Below are 19,457 nucleotides of genomic sequence, written 5' to 3'. Positions count from 1 at the left end.
AGCGCAGATTTCTATAGCGACAGCAGCAACTAAAAACCAAACGATCGTTCCGGAAAAGGAAGTTTCAAAGTGAAGCGACTATTCTGCTTGGCCGCGATTGCGGCCGCACTGATGGGGCAAAGCATTTCTGCACAAGCCGCTGGCGTTGAATTCGCCGTCGGCGGTACCAGCGATTCGACAATGACGTATCGCCTGGGCATGAATTTCGACTGGGACAAGAGCTGGCTGCAGAGCGACGTGGGTCGCCTGACCGGCTACTGGAGCGGTGCCTACACGTACTGGGAAGGTGACAAGACTTCCAGCAACAACAGCCTGTCGTTCTCGCCGGTCTTCGTTTACGAGTTTGCCGGCCAGTCCGTCAAACCGTACGTTGAAGCGGGTATCGGTGCGGCGTTCTTCTCCAACACCGAATACGAAAGCAACAAGCTGGGCGGCTCCTTCCAGTTCGAAGACCGCATCGGTTTCGGCCTGCGCTTCAACGGCGGCCACGAAGTCGGCATCCGCGCCACGCACTACTCCAACGCTGGCCTGTCCAGCGACAACGATGGTGTAGAAAGCTACGCGCTGCATTACACAATGCCGCTGTAATTGTTCGACGCTTCACGCTTCTTGTAGGAGTGAGCCTGCTCGCGATCGCGGTGTGTCAGCCGGAACATTTGGCACTGACACACCGCGATCGCGAGCAGGCTCACTCCTACAGTTGTTTCAGCGGTAGGCTGTTGCAATACCCCGGCGCTCTTCGATGCACTCCGGCGCGCCCATTTCAAACTCGCGGCAGATCAACGGTCGCCTTTCGTAGATCGTGCACATCATGCTGTCGCGATCCAGCGCCGCACACCAGCCGTCGTCCAGACGCAGCATCACTTCACCGCCCCACTCATCGGTATCGATAAAGCGATCAGGCACGCCGGTGTCGGTGATCAGCATCACTTCGAGCTGGCAGCAGCACGCGGCGCAGGTCGAGCAGGTGACTGCCGGTTCGTCGATTTGTGTGTGGGGGATGGTTTTCATCGCGGCAGTGTAAGGCAGTGATCGCTGTGGGTGTGAAAGCGCTGACGGACGCTCATGGCGCCAGCCGTCGCGCCATCATGTGCAGCAGCGGAAACAGCCCGGCCCAGAGCACGCCGATCACCATCAGCGTCGGCACTTCGCCGTAGGGAAATTGCACGCCGGCCAGGCGTCCACCGCCGTAGTACGACAACGCACCGCCCACCGCACCAAGTGCGCTGGCCAGCCACCATGGCCGTGCGCTCCAGGCCAGACAATGACGCAATGTGGTGCCAAGCAGCGCCCAGAGCAGCATCAGCCACAACGGAATCAACGGTGCAGCATCTTCGAAGCGGAACACGTCGAGGTAACGCAAAACACTGTCTACCGCCGTGCCGACAATCACCACGGACAGCATCAGCCGACCCTCCGCCGCCCAACTGCTGATCCAGCGCAGATGAATGACCAGCGCCGCCAGTGCAAGCAACAGCCACAAACTGTTGCCGCCGATGACGCAGGCCAGCCAGCCGAGCTGGAACAACACGGCATTGGCGAGGCGCTCAAGCATCGAAGCGACCGAGCAGCGGGGCAGTCATCGCCGCCGGTTTCGCCAGCAGCAATTGCGCGGTGCCGATGGTCCGCTCGAGGAATCCGCCCTCGCAGTAGCACAGGTAGAACTCCCACAAGCGCAGGAAATAATCGTCGTAACCCAATTCGTTCAAGCGACCATGGGCGAGGCGAAAGTTCTCGTGCCACAGGCGCAATGTCTTGGCGTAATGCAGGCCGAAATCTTCCATGTGCAGCAGGTTCATGTCGGTCTCGCGACTGACCACATCGAGCATCTTGTGCACCGAGGGCAGGGCGCCGCCGGGGAAGATGTAGCGCTGGATGAAGTCGACGCTGCGTTTCGCCTGTTCGTAGCGTTGCTCGCGAATGGTGATCGCCTGGAGCAGCATCAGGCCGTTGCTCTTGAGCAACTGCGCGCATTGCTTGAAATAGGTCGGCAGGAACCGATGGCCGACCGCTTCGATCATCTCGATCGACACCAGTTTGTCGTACTCGCCGCTGAGGTCGCGGTAGTCCTTGAGCAGGAGCGTGACGCGATCCTGCAAGCCGAGTTGTTCGATGCGTTTGGCAGTGAACGCGAACTGCTCTTTGGACAGAGTCGTGGTGGTCACGCGGCAGCCATAATGCTGCGCCGCGTAGAGCGCCATGCTGCCCCAACCGGTGCCGATTTCCAGCAGGTGATCGCTGGGCTTGAGCGCGAGTTTCTGGCAGATGCGTTCGAGTTTGTTCAGTTGCGCCTGTTCCAGGGTGTCGCTTGGGGAGAGGAACTGGGCGGCGGAATACATCATGGTCGGGTCGAGAAACTGTTCGAACAGTTCATTGCCGAGGTCGTAATGCGCGGCGATGTTTTTTTGTGAGCCCTTGCGCGTGTTGCGATTGAGCCAGTGCAGGCCTTGCACGAAGGGCCGGCCGAGTCGCGCCAGGCCACCCTCCATGGCGTCGAGCACCTCGAGATTGCTGACGAACACGCGCACCACCGCGGTCAGGTCCGGCGAACTCCAATAGCCGTGGATGAATGCTTCGCCGGCGCCGATCGAGCCGTTGCTGGCAACCATGCCCCACAGCGCCGGATCGAGCACATGGACCTCGCCGAGCAAGGCGCTACCCGGTGTGCCAAAGAGCATCTGTTCGCCATCCTCGACGACCATCAATTGTCCGTGTTTGAGTTGCGCGAGCTGTCGCAGCACGCCACGCCGCAGCAGCGAGCCGGTCAGGCCGTTGGTGCTGAAGCGACCGAGCGGCAGGCTAGAGGATTTCATGGTGCGGCTCCTTCGGAGGCACGGTGGCGGTTTGAAAGCTGCCGTCGGCAGGCTGATGGGCGAAAATCGGCGCGCGCTTGAGCAGCAGTCGCAGCGCTTGCCAGTAGATCGCCAGGGCGGTTTTGGCAGTCATCCACGGGAAGCGGCGCAGATAGCGGTGCAGGCTGCGTCGATCGAGCGGTTCGCGGCGCAGATTCAACGTGGCGTCGAACAGTTTTTCGCTGCCCTGCCAATCGGCCATGTGCACGCCGAGGCTTTGCGCGGCCGGACTGAAACTCATGCGGTATTCGAGGTCGCGGGGCAGGAACGGCGAGACGTGAAAGGCCTTGGCCACGGCGAAATGTTGATGAAAATCCACCAGACTGGTCGGTGTCTGCGCCGGCAGCACGTAGTGATAGCGCTCGCGCCACGGCGTATTGGTTACTTCACAGACGATCGCCGCCAGTTGCCCGTCCGCCTCGTGGCAGTAGAAGAAGCTCACCGGATTGAACGACAGCCCCCAACTGCGCGGCTGAGTCAAAAGGCACACCGCGCCCTGTGGCTCATGACCGATGGCCGCGCCCACCTGCTGGCGCACCGCGTCGATCAGGCGTACGCCCTTGCCGGTGAAAGCTTTCAGGTAATCAGTCTCACGAAACGAGAACGGCGCAAAGCGACTACGCCCCGCTAGCGGCGACAAGGCCAGCACGGCGTCCTGTTCGCTCAGGTCGAGATAGAGCAAACCGATGCGGTAGCGGAATTCGTGACGGCGCGGCGAGAAACGTCGATGGCCGATGACGCCGCTGTAGAGGGCGCTGTTCACAGGGTTTCACCGAACGCAGCGGCCACGCGCAAGCCGCTGACCACGCCATCCTCATGGAAGCCATTGGCCCAGTAGGCGCCGCAATAGTGCGTGTGCTGCTCGCCATCGAGTTCGCCCCAGCGGTTTTGCGCGGCTGCGGCAGCCAAAGTGTATTGCGGGTGGGCGTAGGTGTAGCGGGCCAGCACTTTGTCCGGGGTGATGCCGGCGGTCTGGTTGAGGCTGACGCAGAATGTAGTGTCGCTCTCGATGCCCTGCAGGATGTTCATGTTGTAGGTGACCGCCGCGCGAGTATGACCGGCGCCGCCGAGGCGATAGTTCCAGCTGGCCCAGGCCAGTTTGCGCGCTGGCAATAGGCGCGTGTCGGTGTGCAGCACCACGTCGTTGTCGGCGTAGAGCAGGGCGCCGAGAATCGAGCGCTCGGCCTCGCTCGGATTGGCCAGCAACTTCAGGGCCTGATCGCTGTGGCAGGCAAACACCACTTTGTCGAAATGTTCGAGGCCGGCCGGGCTGTGGATAACCACGCCGTGCTGATTCCGCTCGACGCGGCTGACCGGGCAGTTCAGGCGAATCCTGTCGTGGAATGAGGCGGTCAGTGGCGCGATGTAGGCACTGGAACCGCCTTCGATGACTTGCCATTGCGGGCGATCACTGACCGACAGCAGTCCATGATTCTTGAAAAAGCGCAGGAAAAATTGCAGAGGGAAATTGAGCATTTCCGCCATCGGCATCGACCAGATCGCCGCGCCCATCGGCACGATGTAATGCAGGATGAAGCGTTCACCGTAGCCGCCGGCCTTGAGGTAATCGTCGAGGGTAGTGTCGGCGGCGATGCGCAGTTCCATCAGGTCACGCTGGGCCTCCTTGTTGAAGCGCAGAATGTCGCGCAGCATGCCCCAGAACCCCGGCGACAACAGATTGCTGCGCTGGGCGAACAGGCTGTTGAGGTTGTTGCCGTTGTACTCGACCCCAGTGTCCGGGTCGGTCACCGAAAAGCTCATTTCGGTCGGCTTGAACGCCACGCCGAGCTGGTTGAGCAAGCGAATGAAGTTCGGGTAGGTCCAGTCGTTGAACACGATGAAGCCGGTGTCGATGGCGAATGGCTGCCCGGCCACGCTGACCGGCACGGTATGGGTATGCCCGCCGACCCAGTCACTCGCTTCGAAGACGGTGATGTCGTGGCGGCGGTTCAGCAGGTAAGCGCAGGTCAGCCCGGCGATACCGCTGCCAATCACGGCGATTTTCATATCGGGTCCCGCTGCGGTGGGTTCTTGCGCACCATGCGTTTGCCGATCGCCAGTTGCGCGCGGGCCGGCAGCTTCGACAGTGGCCAAAGCGCCGCCATGAACAGCCCCGGGAAAGCAATTTCCAGCGGCCGGTCCTTGAGTTTGGCGAAGATGTGCCGCGCCGCTTTATCCGCAGGCCAGCTAAGCGGCATCGGGAAATCGTTCCTCTCGGTCAGCGGCGTCTCGACAAAACCCGGGCTGATGATCGTGACGTCAATGCCTTCGTCCGCCAGATCGATGCGCAGCGATTCGAACAGGTAACGCAGCCCCGCCTTCGATGCGCCGTAGGCTTCGGCCCGTGGCAGGGGCAGGTAGGTCACCGAGCTGGCCATGCCGACCAGATGCGGCGTTGTGCCTTTGCGCAGCAGCGGCAGGGCGGCTTCGATGCAGTAGCTGCTGGCGAGCAGATTGGTGCGCACCACGTGCTCGATGATCGAGGAATCGAACTGGCGCGCGTCGACATATTCACAGGTGCCAGCGTTGAGAATCACGCTGTCCAGCGAGCCCCAGGCGTCGCCGATCCGCTCGCCGATTTCGCGCACGGTCTGACTGTTGGTCAGATCGCCGGGCACCACCAGTACCTGGCCCGGATAACGCTGCGACAAGACTTTCAGCGGCGCGACCGAGCGCGAACTGACCGCCAGGTGCGCGCCGCTTTTCAGAATGTCCTCGCACAATGCTGCACCGATGCCACTGCTGGCGCCGGTCAACCAATACCGCCGTGGAGGTGTACGACTCATCCCATTCTCCTTTTCAGCCAGGCAATCACCCGGCCCAATATTGGCAAGTGTTCATACAGCAGCGCCCCGGCATCGAAATAATCCCGATGGCGATAAACCTTGTCGCGCCAGAGCAGGTGCGAACAGCCGCCAACCCGGATTTCCCGGCCTTTGGCCAGACGCGGGTGGCGATAGCTCATGACCCAGCGCAGATAACCTTCGCCTGCGCCGATCTGGTCGAAACCGTGAAAGTCGAAGCGTAGATCGCTGACGTTGGCGTACAGCTCTTTGAAGTAATCCTGCAGCTGCGCCAGGCCCTGAACTTCGTGCAGCGGATCGGTGAAATGAATGTCGTCGCTGTACAGCTCGCCCAAGCGATGCAGATTGTCTTTGTTCAACCCGGAAAACTCGCGGGCGAAGCTGCGCAGGAATTCACTCATCGCCGCCACTCGCATGCTGGCGCGACGGAAGGTTCTTGAACGCCGTCAGCGCGCGCTCGCGTGAGGCGCTGAGGTTGACGATCGGCGCCGGATAATCCGCCACGCCGAACAGCCCTCCGGCGCCCGCCGGATTGTGCACTTCCTTTTTGTTGAGCCCGGCCAGTTCCGGCAACCAGTGCTTGATGAACACGCCCTCAGCGTCGAATTTTTCCGACTGGCTCAACGGGTTGAAAATACGGAAGTACGGCGCCGAATCGGTGCCGGTCGACGAGCTCCACTGCCAACCGCCGTTGTTCGCCGCCAGGTCGCCATCGATCAGGTGGCGCATGAAAAAGCGTTCGCCCTCGCGCCAGTCGATCAGCAGGTTTTTGGTCAGGAACATCGCCACGACCATGCGCAGGCGATTGTGCATCCAGCCGGTTTCAAGCAACTGACGCATCGCCGCGTCGATGATCGGCAGGCCGGTGCGTGCCTTTTGCCAGGCCTTGAGTTCCTCCGGCGCATCGCGCCAGGCCAGCGCCTCGGTTTCCGGGCGAAAAGCGCGGTGCCGCGAGACGCGTGGATAGCCGACCAGAATATGTTTGTAGAATTCGCGCCAGAGCAGCTCGTTGATCCAGGTCACCGCGCCGACCTTGCCGCTTTCGAACTCGCCCTGATTGCTTTGCAGAGCGGCGTGCAGGCACTGGCGTGGCGAGATCACCCCGGCGGCGAGGTACGCCGACAATTGGCTGGTACCTGGTTTGGCCGGAAAGTCGCGTTCGCTGCGGTAATAATCGATCTGCGCATCGGTGAAAGTGTCGAGTCGGCGCTGCGCCTCTTGCTCACCGGCCGGCCACAACGTGCGCAGGGATTCACTCGGCGTGGCGAAGCCTTTGACTGCCTCGGGAATGGCATCGCTGGCGATATCCAGCGCGGCCTGTTTGCCGGGTGCCTTGACCAGCGCCGGCATCGAGCGGTGCAGGCGTTCGTAACAGACCTTGCGGAACTGACTGAACACCTGAAAGTAGGTACCGGTCTTGGTCAGCACTGTGCCGGGTTTGAACAGCAATTGATCCAGATAGCTGTGGAATTCAATGCCCTCGGCCTGCAACGTTTCGGCGACGGCCTCATCGCGGCGGCTTTCGTGAACGCCGTATTCTTCGTTGACGTGCACTGCTTCGATCTTCAATTGCCGGCAGAGCTTGAGCAATTCTGCCGGCGCTTGATCCCAGTGCGGCGCGCTGCGAATCAACAGCGGGATGTTCAGTGCGCCGAGGCTCTGGCTCAGTTCGCGCAGGTTGCGCAACCAGAAATCCACCTTGCACGGCGCATCGTCGTGGTCCAGCCACTGCTGGGGGCTCAACAGATACACCGCCAGCGTCGGGCCGCGCGCTGCAGCGGCCGCGAGGGCAGTGTTGTCATGTTGGCGCAAGTCGCTGCGCAGCCAGATCAGTTGCATGTGATTAGACCCATCATCAAATCAATCCGCGTTCGAGCAGCGCCTGGTGTGCCGCAAGCGGATCTTCGGCGAGGAACAGCTCGGCAGTCTGAGCGGTGCGAGTGGACAGCTCGCTGTGGTGGATGTGCACCGCGGGGCCGGCAATCAGGGTTGGGCAATTGACGTTCGCCAGCAGTTTCGGCAACTGCGCCAGTTGCATGGCTTTGCTCGAATACAGCAGCACGCCACGGGCTTGCAGATGCTCGACGGTGAGTGCCAGTTCACCGGCCGGCAGCGGCCAGTCGAAGACTTGCACCGGGCAGTCGGCACTGCTGATCAGCCATGCGCACAGCCACAGGTGCGGTTCCAGCGGCAGGTCGGAATGATTGATCAACAGCAGCGGCGCCGAATGCAGCTGGCGGTTGTTATGGTAGATGCGTGCACCGAATTTGCTGCGCAGCCAGGAATAGAAAAACGTCCGCTCCATCTGCGCGCCGAACTGGCCCTGCCAGCGCTGTTCGAGTTCGGCCAGCAGCGGCATCAGCAATTGCTCGCACAAGGTCCGGGGCGGGTACAGGGCGATGGCCTGATTGACGCTGTCATCCAGCGTGCGCTCATTCAGTGCGGTGACCGCCGAAAGCAACGTCTGTCGCAGGCGCTGCCAGTCGTTCTCCACGGTCTCGGTGAAGGCCTGCGGGGCGTCGAGCAATGGCTTGACCTGACTGACCGCCACCCCACGGTTCAGCCAGGTGAGAATGGCCATGATTCGCTGCACATGTTCAGCGCTATACAGTCGATGGCCCTTGGGCGTGCGCTGGGGCACCACCAGCCCGTAGCGACGTTCCCACGCACGCAGGGTGATGGCGTTGACGCCGGTTTGCCGCGCGACTTCGCGAATCGGCAACCAGCCCTCGTCGAGGGCTTTCTTGAAGTCGGCGCCGAGGTCTTCCCGGGCGCTGCTGTCGGTTTTATCGTTCATTAGATCGCGTTTCGCAGACTGAGGTTTTCCGGATGCGGCTGCAGGTAAACCTGTTGCGCGATGTACGGGTCCGGATGGAGTCGAAAGTGGTGTTTAAGCAGTGTCAGAGGCACCACCAGCGGCACGATGCCCTGGCGGTACTGGCCGATGACCTGTTGCATTTCCTGTTTGTCTTCGGCACTCAGCGATTGTTTCAAATATCCGCTGAGGTGCAGCAGCACATTGCAATGGGTGCCGCGAGTGGCGCATTTCTTCAGCGCGGCCATCAGTTCGCTGAAGTAGCGCGGGCCGAGTTCGGCGGGATCGCTGTCGGCCATGTTGCCGAGCAGTTTGCCCAGGGTTTTGTATTGCAGCGGGTTGTGCGCCATCAGCAGGTACTTGTAGCGCGAGTGGAATTCGGTGAGCGCGCGGCGGCTGAGGCCCTGGGCGAGCACTTGTTGCCAGGCGCTGTAGGCGAGCACGCGGGTGATGAAGTTTTCCCGCAGCACCGGATCGTTGAGGCGCCCGGCTTCTTCTACCGGCAAGTCCGGGTGTCGGGCACAGAACGCCTGCGCGTAGATGCCACGTCCGCCGCCGTTCACCGGGGCGCCGTTGGCGTGATAGACCTTGACCCGTTCCAGTCCGCAGGACGGCGACTGCTGCATGAAGATGTAGCCGCAAAGGTCCTGCAGCTCGCCGGCCATTTTCTCGCCGTACTCGGCCAGCGGCCTGGTGACGTTGATGGTCCGGTCGACGGTGCCGACGGCCTCGGGTTGCTCAGGGTCGCCCACCAGCCGGATCGGCTCGCGGGGAATGCCCATGCCGATGGCGACTTCCGGGCACAACGGGACGAAATCGAAATATTCCGCGAGGGTACGGCTGCACAGCCGCGATTCCTTGTGCCCACCGTTGTAGCGCACTTCTTCGCCCAACAGGCAGGCGCTGATGGCGATCTTCGGCTTGGACAGGGAAGCTGTAGACATGAGCACCTCGAATCTATACCTGTACAGAGAGTTATCTCTGTACAACTTTTCCTCAGCATAGATCGATGGATGTACAAGTCAAATGTTTTGTATAAGGTTTTTCGTGCGGCGCTGAATCTGTGGGAGCGAGCCTGCTCGCGAAAGCGGTGGGTCAGTCAATGATTTCGTATCTGATACAGCTCTTTCGCGAGCAGGCTCACTCCTACAAGGGAATTTATTTCCAGCCCAGTACCCAGTTTTCATTGTCCTGAAGCGTTCGCCAATCCATTCGCTCGCTACGCTGGGTCAGCACCGCCTGCAACTCGACCTCGAGTACCGTGCCTTCTTCATCGCGGATCAGTTCGGTGACCAGAAAATGCTTTTCGCGATTCTGCGGGTGGGCTGCTGTCCATTTCGACAGCAGCAGTTTGCGTGGATTGATCCGATTCATTGCAGGTGTTCGTGCAAGCGACGTGCAGCCTCCTGACCGCTGAGCCAGGCGCCTTCGACGCGACCCGACAGACACCAGTCGCCACAGGCATACAAACCCAGATCGGCGTCGGCCAGGGTGGTCCATTCGTGGCCGGTCGCGGGGCGCGCGTAGAGCCAGCGGTGGGCGAGGCTGAAGGTTGGCGCAGGCATGGCGCTGTGCAGCAATTCAGCGAAAGCGCCATGCAGATGCTCGATGACCGCTTCCTTGGACAGATCAATGTGCTGTCGGCTCCAGGCACTGGTCGCATGTAGCACCCAAGTGTCGAGGGTGCTGTCGCGCCCGGGTTTGCTGCGGTTGCGTGCCAGCCAGTCAAGCGGGCTGTCCTGCACGAAGCAGCCTTCGATCGGCGTATCGAGCGGGGTTTCGAAGGCGAGGGCGACGGCCCAGGTCGGCTCCATTTTCACCCCGGCAGCAACGCCGGCGAGTTTCGGCGCGGCGGCCAGCAGCGCGGTGGCTTGCGGTGCCGGCGTGGCGATCACCACATGGCTGAAGGGGCCGTGGGTACAGCCGTCGGCGTCTTGCAGATGCCAGTGTTCTTCGCCGCGATAGACCTCGGTGATGCGGCAGGCAAACTGCACATCCAGACCATCGAGCAGGCCGCGGGTGATGGCGCTCATGCGCGGCGTACCGACCCAGCGGGTCTGCTCGTCCGGCGACATGTTCAGTTGCCCGCCCTGGAAGGTGTAGAGCTGCGGCGTCCACTCGGCGGCCCAGCCCTGGCTCTGCCAGCGCTGCACTTCGGTAACGAAACGCCGGTCACGCGCGGTGAAGTATTGAGCGCCCATGTCCAGCGAGCCAGCGTCGCTGCGCTTGCTCGACATGCGCCCGCCGCTGCCACGGCTTTTATCGAACAGTTGAACGGTATGCCCGGTCTCTGTCAGAGCCTGGGCGGCGGAGAGCCCGGCGATGCCGGTGCCAATGATTGCGATAGGTACAGTCATAGGGGCCTCGTTTACCTTTCTGTACAGACTACGCCGTCGATGAAACCTGTACAATTCTGTTTTTTGGTATAACTTCTAGCGTTCTCGTTCTGACAGCTTGGCCTATTGTTAAACCATAGAGCCTGCCCGATAGAAAAGATCCCTGCCTATAAAAATAGACTAGTGATCCGGGTTAAACGCCACGCGAGGAAGATGTCATGCACATATTGCTGACCGGCGGTACTGGTTTGATCGGACGTCAGCTCTGCCGACACTGGCTGGAGCAGGGCCATCGCCTGACGGTGTGGAGTCGCCGTGCGGAAAAGGTCGCGCAGATCTGCGGCCCGCAAGTGCGCGGGATTGCGCGGCTGGAGGACCTCGGCGAAGAGCCGCTAGATGCGATCGTCAATCTCGCCGGCGCGCCGATTGCCGATCGCCCCTGGACCCATCGACGCAAGGCATTGCTCTGGAGCAGTCGCATCACACTGACAGAAACGCTGCTGGCGTGGCTGGAAACTCGTGCGCAGAAACCGTCGCTGCTGATTTCCGGCTCGGCGATCGGCTGGTATGGCGACGGTGGCGAGCGCGAATTGACTGAAGAGTCGCCGCCCGGCATCGACGACTTCGCCAGTCAGTTGTGCATCGCCTGGGAAGAAACCGCGCTGCGCGCCGAGAACCTCGGCATCCGCGTGGTGCTGGTGCGAACCGGTCTGGTGCTGTCGGCCGAGGGCGGCTTTTTGTCGCGGCTGTTGCTGCCGTTCAAGCTCGGGCTCGGCGGGCCGTTGGGCAATGGCCGGCAGTGGATGCCATGGATTCACATCGACGATCAAATCGCCCTGATTGATTTTCTTCTGCACCGCAATCAGGCCAGCGGTCCTTATAATGCCTGCGCGCCGAAACCTGTGCGCAACCGCGAATTTGCCAAGACCCTGGGCAGCGTATTGCACCGCCCGGTGTTCATGCCGATGCCGACCCTGGCGCTGAAAGTCATGCTCGGCGAGCTGTCACTGTTATTGCTCGGCGGCCAGCGCGCGACGCCGGCACGCTTGCTGGAAGCGGGATTCAGCTTCCGCTTCACGGATTTACGCGCGGCCCTGGATGATCTCTCCAGCCGCCTCTGAAATAGGACGTTGCATGACCGATCACGCTTTGCTTCTGGTCAACCTGGGCTCTCCGGCCTCCACCTCGGTGGCCGATGTGCGCAGCTACCTCAATCAATTTCTGATGGACCCGTACGTGATCGATCTGCCGTGGCCGCTGCGGCGGCTGCTGGTGTCGCTGATCCTGATCAAGCGTCCCGAGCAATCGGCCCATGCCTATGCGTCGATCTGGTGGGAGGAGGGCTCGCCGCTGGTGGTGCTCAGCCGCCGCTTGCAGGAGCAGATGACCCGAACGTGGAAACACGGTCCGGTGGATCTGGCGATGCGTTATGGCGAGCCGTCGATCGAAACCTGTCTGCTGCGTCTGGTGAAGGCCGGACACCGGAAAATCACGCTGGCGCCGCTGTATCCGCAGTTCGCCGACAGCACCACGACCACGGTGATCGAAGAAGCCCGACGCGTGCTGCGCGAGAAGAAACTCGACGTGCAGCTGTCGATCCTGCAACCGTTCTACGATCAGCCGGAATACATCGAAGCACTGGCCGCCAGCGCGCGCCCACACCTGCAGCAGGATTACGACCATCTGCTGCTGAGTTTTCACGGCTTGCCTGAGCGGCATCTGAGCAAACTCGACCCGACAGGCGATCACTGCCTCAAGGGCGCCGATTGCTGCCAGACCGCCTCTGCGGCGGTATTGGCGACCTGTTATCGCGCGCAGTGTTTCCGCACCGCCGCCGCCTTCGCCAAAACCATGGGCCTGGCGGACGGCAAGTGGTCGGTGTCGTTTCAGTCCCGCCTGGGCCGGGCGAAATGGATCGAGCCGTACACCGAAGCGCGGCTGGATGAACTGGCGAAAAGCGGGGTGAAAAAGATTCTGGTGATGTGCCCGGCGTTCGTCGCCGATTGCATCGAGACGCTGGAAGAGATCGGCGATCGCGGCAAGGAACAGTTCCGCGAAGCGGGGGGCGAGGAACTGGTGCTGGTGCCGTGCCTGAACGACGACGCGCAATGGGCCAAGGCTTTGGCGACGCTCTGCGAACGCGCGCCGCTGGCCCTTTAAAGCAAATCGCGAGCAGGCTCACTCCTACAGGTATTGCGTTGACCTTGTAGGAGTGAGCCTGCTCGCGATAGCTATCTGTCAGGCAGTAAAAATCTTCAGGCGTTAAATCAGCGGCTCATCCGCCTTCTTGTTCTTCCAGCCGTCATTACCCGGCAGGATCAGGTTCAGCGCAATCGCCACCACCGCGCACAGCGCGATGCCTTTGAGGCCGAAGTCGTCCGGACCGGTGCCGGTGCCGACCAGCACACCGCCAATGCCAAACACCAGCGTCACCGAGACGATCACCAGGTTGCGCGCTTCGCCCAGGTCGATCTTGTGGCGGATCAGGGTGTTCATGCCCACCGCCGCAATCGAACCGAACAACAGGCACAGAATCCCGCCCATCACCGGTACCGGAATGCTTTGCAGCAGCGCGCCGAACTTGCCGATGAAGGCCAGGGTGATGGCGAAGATCGCCGCCCAGGTCATGATTTTCGGGTTGTAGTTCTTGGTCAGCATCACTGCGCCGGTGACTTCGGCGTAAGTGGTGTTGGGCGGGCCACCGAACAGGCCGGCGGCGGTGGTGGCGATACCGTCACCAAGCAGGGTGCGATGCAGGCCCGGCTTCTTCAGGTAATCGCGACCGGTCACGCTACCCACGGCAATCACACCGCCGATGTGCTCGATCGCCGGAGCCAGTGCCACCGGAACGATGAACAGAATCGCCTGCCAGTTGAACTCCGGCGCGGTGAAATGCGGCAGGGCGAACCAGGGCGCGGCAGCAATTTTCGCCGTGTCGACCACGCCGAAATAGAACGACATGGCAAATCCCACCAGCACGCCGGAAATGATCGGCACCAGACGAAAGATGCCCTTGCCGAACACTGCCACGATCAACGTGGTCAGCAGCGCCGGCATGGAAATCATCATCGCCGTCTGATAGTGGATCAGCTCGGTGCCGTCACCGGCCTTGCCCATCGCCATGTTCGCGGCAATCGGCGCCATGGCCAGGCCGATGGAAATGATCACCGGACCGATCACCACCGGTGGCAGCAACCGGTCAATGAAGCCGGTGCCTTTGATCTTCACGGCCAGGCCCAGGAAGGTGTAGACGAAACCGGCCGCCATCACTCCACCCATGGTCGCGGCGAGGCCGAACTGGCCCTTGGCGAGGATGATCGGTGTGATGAAAGCGAAGCTCGACGCGAGGAACACCGGCACCTGACGTCCGGTGACGATCTGGAACAGGATCGTCCCCAGACCTGCGGTAAACAGTGCCACGTTCGGGTCCAGGCCCGTGATCAGTGGCATCAGCACCAAAGCGCCGAAAGCCACGAACAGCATCTGCGCGCCGGACAGCACCGTGCGCCAGAGCGGATCGTTGAACTCTTGCTGCATGGTTACGCGTCCTTCTGCTTGGTGCCGAAGATCTTGTCACCGGCGTCGCCAAGCCCAGGAATGATGTAGCCGTGCTCGTTCAAGCGCTCATCGATGGATGCGGTGTAGATGGTCACGTCCGGGTGCGCCTGTTCTACGGCGGCAATGCCTTCCGGCGCGGCGACCAGAACCATGGCGCGGATGTCGCGGCATCCGGCCTTCTTGAGCAGGTCAATGGTGGCAACCATGGAACTGCCGGTGGCGAGCATCGGGTCGATGATCATCGCCAGACGTTCGTCGATTTCCGGTACCAGTTTTTCCAGATAGGTGTGCGCTTGCAGGGTTTCTTCGTTGCGGGCCACGCCCACGGCGGAGACCTTGGCACCCGGAATCAGGCTGAGCACGCCTTCGAGCATGCCGATGCCGGCACGCAGGATCGGCACGACGGTGATCTTCTTGCCGGCGATCTTCTCCACCGACACAGTGCCGCACCAGCCGGCAATGTCGTAGGATTCGAGCGGCAAATCTTTTGTAGCTTCATAGGTCAACAGGGCGCCGACTTCCTGAGCGAGCTCGCGGAAATTCTTGGTGCTGATGTCAGCGCGGCGCATCAGGCCGAGTTTATGACGGATCAGCGGATGGCGGATCTCGAGGATGGGCATGGGAAAGGCTCCGGCGGCGGGCAAAAAAACCGGCCTAGATTAATCTATCCGAGGGTGATGTCCTATAGGACATTCTGTACGTTAGTCCATAAGAGCTTGATTCGACCTCGCGGGATGCGTACCTTTGCCCGCTTTTCCAATTCCGCCAACCCCTGGAGAGCGCCATGTCCGCTGATCTCGAGCATATCCGTCAAATCATGCGAGAGGCTGACTGCCTGTACACCGAGTCTGAAGTCGAGGCGGCCATCGCTCGCGTCGGTGCACAAATCAACGAACAACTGGCTGACAGCAATCCGGTGGTGTTCTGCGTGATGAACGGCGGCCTGATCTTCTCCGGCAAACTGCTGACGCATCTGCAATTCCCGCTGGAAGCGTCCTACCTGCACGCGACCCGTTATCGCAACGAAACCAGCGGCGGCGATCTGTTCTGGAAAGCCAAGCCGGAAGTCTCGTTCATCGACCGCGACGTGCTGATCATCGACGACATCCTCGACGAAGGTCACACCCTGGGCGCGATCATCGACTTCTGCAAACACGCCGGCGCGCGCAAAGTGCACACCGCCGTGCTGATCGACAAGGATCACGACCGCAAGGCGCGCCCTGACCTGAAAGCCGATTTCGTCGGCCTGCCGTGCATCGACCGCTATATCTTCGGTTATGGCATGGACTACAAAGGCTACTGGCGCAATGCCAACGGGATTTACGCCGTTAAAGGCATGTAATCCAAAGCACCATCCCCTGTAGGAGTGAGCCTGCTCGCGATAGCGTCATACCAGCCAACAGTTACGTTGCTGACAGACCGCAATCGCGAGCAGGCTCACTCCTACATTTGTTTGTGTGATACCCATGCTAGAGTGCCCGGCCCCGCCCTCCGGAGTCCGTCATGCGCCTCTTGATCCGCAGTCTCGCCGCCTCGTTGCTGATTCTCAGCCTGCCACTGTCCGCCGCGCCGATGCACAGCCAGTTCCTGCCGCCGGACGATCTGACCCTGCGCGACGCCGAGCCTGAGCAGCAGCAACTGCTGCAGGTCAGCGAGTATTCAGTGGTGGTCGGTGCGCAGCGCCAGTCCAGTCAGCAGCCGATTCCGGTCACCTCGTCCTTGTTGATCCGCCTCAAGGGCAAATCGCTGAACAAAGGCGCGACCATTGCTCAGGTGCTGGTGAGTTTCGACGGCGAAAGCAAGAGCCTGAAAAAACCGGCCTACGACGAAAAAAGCAAAACCCTGACGCTGTTCTATCCACTGGCGCAATACCGTGTGGTGATGGATCTGCTGCGCAACGACACGGTGTATGTGCAGTTCCTCAGTTATGCCAACGGCCATATCTGGGCGGATTTGCACACCGGTGCGATTCGTCCGCGTTGAGCCGGGCGGTCGGGCAGGGGTAAACTGCCCGCCCCGTGTCATGTCTGCGAGCTGGAGTCGGCAATGCGTAAAGATAAGAAACAAGTGATTGGTGACGAGATCGGCGATGAGCAGATCAAGCTGTTCCTCGATTTTGAACCGGTCGACGCCACTTCGCCGTCGCTGCACAAACTGATCAAGGCCTATCGTGGCCTGCGTATCGATGATTTCGAGCGTTTTCTGGGCTTCTTCGTCGCGGCCGGTTATGACGTCGATGGCAAGGACGAGCAGGGCCAGACTTTTGTTGATCACATCAAGGATCAGCGTAATGCCGCCGAGTACATCGAGTTGATCGAGAAGGCGCGCGGTTAAGGTCAAAAGACAAGATCAAAAGATCGCAGCCTTCGGCAGCTCCTACACGGGATTGATGTATACCCTGTAGGAGCTGCCGAAGGCTGCGATCTTTTGATTCTGGCAGGCAAAAAAAACGCCCCGAATGGGGCGTTTTTTTATGCAAGGAGATCAAGCAAAGCTTGGCGTCTCGCTGCTTTCCTCAACCAGTTCCAGGGCGATGTTGTTCTGCGTGTTGATCTTGCGATACAGCGCAGCATCGGTTTCCAGAACCTTTTCACGGGCCGGGAAGATTTCTGCCAGTTTAGCGGCCCACTCGCCGGACGCTTTGCCCGGGAAGCATTTTTCAATCAGCTCGAGCATGATCGAAACGGTCACCGACGCGCCTGGCGATGCGCCAAGCAGGGCGGCGAGGGAGCCGTCTTTCGCCGCGACCAGTTCGGTACCGAACTGCAGAATGCCACCCTTTTTCGGGTCCTTTTTGATGATCTGCACCCGTTGACCGGCCACTTCCAGGCGCCAGTCTTCGGCTTTCGCCTGCGGGTAGAAGCGGCGCAGGGATTCCAGACGCTGCTCCATCGACTGCATCACTTCGCTGACCAGGTACTTGGTCAGGTCCATGTTGTTTTTTGCCACCGCCAGCATCGGCCCGATGTTGCCTGCGCGCACCGACATCGGCAGGTCCATGAAGGAGCCGTGCTTGAGGAACTTGGTGGTGAAACCGGCGTATGGCCCGAACAGCAGGGATTTCTTGCCGTCGACGACGCGGGTGTCGAGGTGCGGCACCGACATCGGTGGCGAACCCACGGCCGCCTGGCTGTAGACCTTGGCCTGGTGGTGCTTGACCACTTCCGGGTTATCGCAACGCAGCCACTGGCCGCTGATCGGGAAGCCGCCGAAGCCTTTGCTTTCTTCGATGCCCGAAGCCTGCAGCAACGGCAGGGCCGCGCCACCGGCGCCGAGGAAGACAAACCTGGCGTCGACTTCGCGAGTGTTGCCGTTGTTGACGTCCTTGATGCTGACGGTCCAGCCGGCGCCGTTACGCTTGAGCCCGGTCACGCGCTTGCAGTATTTGACCTGAGTGTCCGGGGCGCTGCTCAGGTGCTTGAGCAACTGATTGGTCAGGGCGCCGAAGTTGACGTCGGTGCCGTTCATCACGCGGGTCGCGGCGAGGACTTCGTCCGGCGAGCGGCCCGGCATCATCAGCGGCATCCACTCGGCCATCTTGCCTTTGTCTTCGGTGTACTCCATGTCGGCAAACGCGTGGTGCTTGCTCAGGACATTGAAGCGTTCCTTGAGGAACGACACACCGCTCTCGCCCTGAACGAAACTCAGGTGCGGCACCGGGCTGATGAAGGATTTGCACGAGCCGAACGTGCCTTTTTTGGTCAGGTACGACCAGAACTGCTTCGACACCTCGAACTGGGTGTTGATGTGCACGGCTTTCTTGATGTCGACGCTGCCGTCGGCGGCCTGCGGTGTGTAGTTCAGCTCGCACAGGCCGGCGTGGCCGGTACCGGCGTTGTTCCATGGATTGGAACTCTCGGCAGCACCGGAATCCATCAGCTCGACGACTTCCAGCTTGATCGCGGGGTCGAGCTCTTTGAGCAGTACGGCCAGGGTGGCACTCATGATGCCGGCCCCTACCAGAACTACGTCGACTGCTTCGTTATGCGCCATTTAACGCGTCTCCCAAATCTGCAGCACCAAATTGTCGGCATGGCTGCCAGGCGTTCCAGGGCAGGTCAGTGGGCCCGGGCTATCCGTGGTCAGGTTGGCCATGTCCGAATCTTCGCAATTTTTCGCAACTTCGACGGATGCGTGCGGCCTGGTTTCAAGCGTTCCATGAACGCATTTTCGCCCGGGGCTGGCAATTCGACTTATGGTCGAGACATCCGTTTTCGTGCAACCAAATCCGTAGCGGACAGGCTTCAGGCTCCGGTATTCGAGGTATACCCGGTCCTGTGTCGTTGGGCTGTTTCAGACGCTAATGGTGCATGTTCAGACGCAAAACTATTCATTTGCTCGCCACACTCTTGTGAAGTTGTGAAAACCCGTTTTTTTCACGCTCTTTTGAAGACGTGAACCTCAAAAAGGGCTGCCTTGGCCTGGCACCTGCCCGCAAGGGCAAAACAACGCGGTGGCCGAGCGAATGACAGCTCTGCAGATTCGCGAAAAGCGGGGTTTTGCCGGAAGAACAGGCAAGCGCGCCAACTTCACTCGATCTGTGTGGGCGGCTCTCTGTGGGCGATTTTGATGTCGATGCATGCGCATTGACGCTGTTGCGGGGCCCGATCAGGAGACGTCCTTATAATCGGGGGGAGATTGTAGCGAAGAAATGCGCGCAGTTGCTCGTGTTTAATGACTTTTATTAGGCATCCGGTCAGATGCTCAACTGCACCTGACCCCGTGCGCGCATTTGTCGCGGTACGACCCGCGCGCTGGCGGGCAATGGCTGGTGCAGCCAGGTCAGGCGGATTTCTTCGATTTCCACCCAGCCGTCTCCCATCGGTTGCAGGCTGCACTGCTTGAAGGCCTGGCAATGGCCGTTGCGGTCGAGCAGGGCAAAGCTGCGATGTAGCGGGCGCGGGGCGAACAGCGAGATCAGATAACGCATGGCAGAGTTCCTTGAAGGAGGACTGCTGTGAAGCTTGCCGGGGGGCCGTGACGTCGCGGTGTATGGACAGTGAAGAATGTGTGACAGGAACCGCTTTCGGCGGGGTTTGTCAGACATTTCAGTATTCACTGTGCGGCGCTGGTTACGCGCAGTGGCCCACCG

Annotated in this window: 22 protein-coding genes; 6 read left to right on the top strand and 16 right to left on the bottom strand. The window is 60.8% G+C overall.

Annotation, left to right across the window (positions count from 1 at the left end):
* Positions 1-69: 69 nt before the first annotated feature.
* Positions 70-588 (top strand): acyloxyacyl hydrolase, encoded by a 519-nt coding sequence (locus LIS66_RS22365; RefSeq protein ID WP_024014291.1) that lies wholly within the window; start codon positions 70-72, stop codon positions 586-588.
* A 117-nt stretch (positions 589-705) separates the two neighbouring features.
* On the opposite strand, the gene LIS66_RS22360 is transcribed toward LIS66_RS22365, so the two are convergent.
* The 12 genes from LIS66_RS22360 to LIS66_RS22305 form a co-directional block, all read right to left on the bottom strand.
* Positions 706-1,011 carry a YkgJ family cysteine cluster protein gene (locus tag LIS66_RS22360; protein ID WP_042609706.1) on the bottom strand — a complete coding sequence of 102 codons (306 nt, stop codon included), beginning with the start codon at positions 1,009-1,011 and terminating at the stop codon, positions 706-708.
* Between the two features lie 52 nt (positions 1,012-1,063).
* Positions 1,064-1,555 carry a DUF2878 domain-containing protein gene (locus LIS66_RS22355; protein ID WP_227973061.1) on the bottom strand — a complete coding sequence of 164 codons (492 nt, stop codon included), beginning with the start codon at positions 1,553-1,555 and terminating at the stop codon, positions 1,064-1,066.
* Positions 1,548-2,813 carry an SAM-dependent methyltransferase gene (locus LIS66_RS22350; RefSeq protein WP_042609708.1) on the bottom strand — a complete coding sequence of 422 codons (1,266 nt, stop codon included), beginning with the start codon at positions 2,811-2,813 and terminating at the stop codon, positions 1,548-1,550. The genes LIS66_RS22355 and LIS66_RS22350 overlap by 8 nt, the downstream gene beginning before the upstream one ends.
* Positions 2,800-3,615, bottom strand: coding sequence for a DUF1365 domain-containing protein (locus tag LIS66_RS22345; RefSeq protein ID WP_227973060.1), 816 nt, complete (start codon positions 3,613-3,615; stop codon positions 2,800-2,802). The genes LIS66_RS22350 and LIS66_RS22345 overlap by 14 nt, the downstream gene beginning before the upstream one ends.
* A complete protein-coding gene (locus LIS66_RS22340; protein ID WP_042609710.1) occupies positions 3,612-4,859 on the bottom strand; it encodes an NAD(P)/FAD-dependent oxidoreductase in 1,248 nt (415 codons plus the stop codon). The genes LIS66_RS22345 and LIS66_RS22340 overlap by 4 nt, the downstream gene beginning before the upstream one ends.
* Positions 4,856-5,638, bottom strand: coding sequence for an SDR family NAD(P)-dependent oxidoreductase (locus tag LIS66_RS22335; RefSeq protein WP_227973059.1), 783 nt, complete (start codon positions 5,636-5,638; stop codon positions 4,856-4,858). The genes LIS66_RS22340 and LIS66_RS22335 overlap by 4 nt, the downstream gene beginning before the upstream one ends.
* A complete protein-coding gene (locus LIS66_RS22330) occupies positions 5,635-6,057 on the bottom strand; it encodes a nuclear transport factor 2 family protein (RefSeq protein WP_042609712.1) in 423 nt (140 codons plus the stop codon). The genes LIS66_RS22335 and LIS66_RS22330 overlap by 4 nt, the downstream gene beginning before the upstream one ends.
* Positions 6,050-7,495: a deoxyribodipyrimidine photo-lyase gene (phrB, locus tag LIS66_RS22325; RefSeq protein WP_227973058.1), complete on the bottom strand. Its 1,446-nt coding sequence runs from the start codon at positions 7,493-7,495 to the stop codon at positions 6,050-6,052. The genes LIS66_RS22330 and phrB overlap by 8 nt, the downstream gene beginning before the upstream one ends.
* A 16-nt stretch (positions 7,496-7,511) precedes the next feature.
* Positions 7,512-8,453, bottom strand: a complete 942-nt coding sequence (locus LIS66_RS22320; RefSeq protein ID WP_123420103.1) for a MerR family transcriptional regulator — start codon at positions 8,451-8,453, stop codon at positions 7,512-7,514.
* Positions 8,453-9,415: a YbgA family protein gene (locus LIS66_RS22315; RefSeq protein ID WP_083353559.1), complete on the bottom strand. Its 963-nt coding sequence runs from the start codon at positions 9,413-9,415 to the stop codon at positions 8,453-8,455. Before LIS66_RS22315 ends, LIS66_RS22320 begins: the two co-directional genes overlap by 1 nt.
* A 214-nt stretch (positions 9,416-9,629) precedes the next feature.
* On the bottom strand, positions 9,630-9,845 hold the full coding sequence (locus LIS66_RS22310) for a TIGR02450 family Trp-rich protein (protein WP_042609716.1): 216 nt from the start codon (positions 9,843-9,845) through the stop codon (positions 9,630-9,632).
* Positions 9,842-10,828, bottom strand: a complete 987-nt coding sequence (locus tag LIS66_RS22305; protein ID WP_123420105.1) for an NAD(P)/FAD-dependent oxidoreductase — start codon at positions 10,826-10,828, stop codon at positions 9,842-9,844. Before LIS66_RS22305 ends, LIS66_RS22310 begins: the two co-directional genes overlap by 4 nt.
* 197 nt (positions 10,829-11,025) lie before the next feature.
* Between LIS66_RS22305 and LIS66_RS22300 the strand changes: the two genes are divergently transcribed.
* Both LIS66_RS22300 and hemH read left to right on the top strand, forming a co-directional pair.
* Positions 11,026-11,928, top strand: coding sequence for a TIGR01777 family oxidoreductase (locus LIS66_RS22300; RefSeq protein WP_042609718.1), 903 nt, complete (start codon positions 11,026-11,028; stop codon positions 11,926-11,928).
* Positions 11,929-11,941: 13 nt separating this feature from the next.
* Entirely contained in the window at positions 11,942-12,967 is a 1,026-nt protein-coding gene (hemH, locus tag LIS66_RS22295; protein WP_227973057.1) for a ferrochelatase, read from the top strand.
* Positions 12,968-13,069: 102 nt separating this feature from the next.
* Here the strand turns inward: hemH and LIS66_RS22290 are convergent, their stop codons facing one another.
* Together LIS66_RS22290 and upp are read right to left on the bottom strand one after the other, a co-directional pair.
* Positions 13,070-14,344 carry a uracil-xanthine permease family protein gene (locus LIS66_RS22290; RefSeq protein WP_027612217.1) on the bottom strand — a complete coding sequence of 425 codons (1,275 nt, stop codon included), beginning with the start codon at positions 14,342-14,344 and terminating at the stop codon, positions 13,070-13,072.
* 2 nt (positions 14,345-14,346) lie between these two features.
* Positions 14,347-14,985, bottom strand: a complete 639-nt coding sequence (gene upp, locus LIS66_RS22285) for a uracil phosphoribosyltransferase (RefSeq protein WP_024014279.1) — start codon at positions 14,983-14,985, stop codon at positions 14,347-14,349.
* Positions 14,986-15,149: 164 nt separating this feature from the next.
* Between upp and LIS66_RS22280 the strand changes: the two genes are divergently transcribed.
* From LIS66_RS22280 to LIS66_RS22270, 3 genes are all read left to right on the top strand, one after another.
* Positions 15,150-15,707 (top strand): hypoxanthine-guanine phosphoribosyltransferase, encoded by a 558-nt coding sequence (locus LIS66_RS22280; RefSeq protein WP_016773231.1) that lies wholly within the window; start codon positions 15,150-15,152, stop codon positions 15,705-15,707.
* A gap of 161 nt (positions 15,708-15,868) precedes the next feature.
* Positions 15,869-16,348: a hypothetical protein gene (locus LIS66_RS22275; RefSeq protein ID WP_116657779.1), complete on the top strand. Its 480-nt coding sequence runs from the start codon at positions 15,869-15,871 to the stop codon at positions 16,346-16,348.
* 63 nt (positions 16,349-16,411) lie between these two features.
* A complete protein-coding gene (locus LIS66_RS22270) occupies positions 16,412-16,699 on the top strand; it encodes a PA4642 family protein (protein ID WP_042609721.1) in 288 nt (95 codons plus the stop codon).
* A 150-nt stretch (positions 16,700-16,849) separates the two neighbouring features.
* On the opposite strand, the gene mqo is transcribed toward LIS66_RS22270, so the two are convergent.
* The gene (mqo, locus tag LIS66_RS22265; protein WP_042609722.1) at positions 16,850-18,358 is read right to left on the bottom strand and encodes a malate dehydrogenase (quinone); all 1,509 of its coding nucleotides are present in this window, start codon (positions 18,356-18,358) and stop codon (positions 16,850-16,852) included.
* Between the two features lie 703 nt (positions 18,359-19,061).
* Complete coding sequence (locus LIS66_RS22260; protein WP_064362138.1) at positions 19,062-19,295, bottom strand: hypothetical protein; 234 nt, start codon at positions 19,293-19,295, stop codon at positions 19,062-19,064.
* Positions 19,296-19,457 lie beyond the last annotated feature (162 nt).

The organism is Pseudomonas sp. HN2 (assembly GCF_020736465.1).
GTDB lineage: Bacteria > Pseudomonadota > Gammaproteobacteria > Pseudomonadales > Pseudomonadaceae > Aquipseudomonas > Aquipseudomonas moraviensis_A.
Note: the sequence above shows the minus strand (reverse complement) of the source record. Positions and strands in the feature narration are given on the sequence as shown.

What these genes read in the sequence shown, in the direction of transcription:
- LIS66_RS22360 (WP_042609706.1), bottom strand. Translation starts at nt 1,011, where the DNA reads ATGAAAACCATCCCCCACACACAAATCGACGAACCGGCAGTCACCTGC.
- LIS66_RS22355 (WP_227973061.1), bottom strand. Translation starts at nt 1,555, where the DNA reads ATGCTTGAGCGCCTCGCCAATGCCGTGTTGTTCCAGCTCGGCTGGCTG.
- LIS66_RS22350 (WP_042609708.1), bottom strand. Translation starts at nt 2,813, where the DNA reads ATGAAATCCTCTAGCCTGCCGCTCGGTCGCTTCAGCACCAACGGCCTG.
- LIS66_RS22340 (WP_042609710.1), bottom strand. Translation starts at nt 4,859, where the DNA reads ATGAAAATCGCCGTGATTGGCAGCGGTATCGCCGGGCTGACCTGCGCT.
- LIS66_RS22335 (WP_227973059.1), bottom strand. Translation starts at nt 5,638, where the DNA reads ATGAGTCGTACACCTCCACGGCGGTATTGGTTGACCGGCGCCAGCAGT.
- LIS66_RS22330 (WP_042609712.1), bottom strand. Translation starts at nt 6,057, where the DNA reads ATGAGTGAATTCCTGCGCAGCTTCGCCCGCGAGTTTTCCGGGTTGAAC.
- phrB (WP_227973058.1), bottom strand. Translation starts at nt 7,495, where the DNA reads ATGCAACTGATCTGGCTGCGCAGCGACTTGCGCCAACATGACAACACT.
- LIS66_RS22320 (WP_123420103.1), bottom strand. Translation starts at nt 8,453, where the DNA reads ATGAACGATAAAACCGACAGCAGCGCCCGGGAAGACCTCGGCGCCGAC.
- LIS66_RS22315 (WP_083353559.1), bottom strand. Translation starts at nt 9,415, where the DNA reads ATGTCTACAGCTTCCCTGTCCAAGCCGAAGATCGCCATCAGCGCCTGC.
- LIS66_RS22310 (WP_042609716.1), bottom strand. Translation starts at nt 9,845, where the DNA reads ATGAATCGGATCAATCCACGCAAACTGCTGCTGTCGAAATGGACAGCA.
- LIS66_RS22305 (WP_123420105.1), bottom strand. Translation starts at nt 10,828, where the DNA reads ATGACTGTACCTATCGCAATCATTGGCACCGGCATCGCCGGGCTCTCC.
- LIS66_RS22300 (WP_042609718.1), top strand. Translation starts at nt 11,026, where the DNA reads ATGCACATATTGCTGACCGGCGGTACTGGTTTGATCGGACGTCAGCTC.
- hemH (WP_227973057.1), top strand. Translation starts at nt 11,942, where the DNA reads ATGACCGATCACGCTTTGCTTCTGGTCAACCTGGGCTCTCCGGCCTCC.
- LIS66_RS22290 (WP_027612217.1), bottom strand. Translation starts at nt 14,344, where the DNA reads ATGCAGCAAGAGTTCAACGATCCGCTCTGGCGCACGGTGCTGTCCGGC.
- upp (WP_024014279.1), bottom strand. Translation starts at nt 14,985, where the DNA reads ATGCCCATCCTCGAGATCCGCCATCCGCTGATCCGTCATAAACTCGGC.
- LIS66_RS22280 (WP_016773231.1), top strand. Translation starts at nt 15,150, where the DNA reads ATGTCCGCTGATCTCGAGCATATCCGTCAAATCATGCGAGAGGCTGAC.
- LIS66_RS22275 (WP_116657779.1), top strand. Translation starts at nt 15,869, where the DNA reads ATGCGCCTCTTGATCCGCAGTCTCGCCGCCTCGTTGCTGATTCTCAGC.
- LIS66_RS22270 (WP_042609721.1), top strand. Translation starts at nt 16,412, where the DNA reads ATGCGTAAAGATAAGAAACAAGTGATTGGTGACGAGATCGGCGATGAG.
- mqo (WP_042609722.1), bottom strand. Translation starts at nt 18,358, where the DNA reads ATGGCGCATAACGAAGCAGTCGACGTAGTTCTGGTAGGGGCCGGCATC.
- LIS66_RS22260 (WP_064362138.1), bottom strand. Translation starts at nt 19,295, where the DNA reads ATGCGTTATCTGATCTCGCTGTTCGCCCCGCGCCCGCTACATCGCAGC.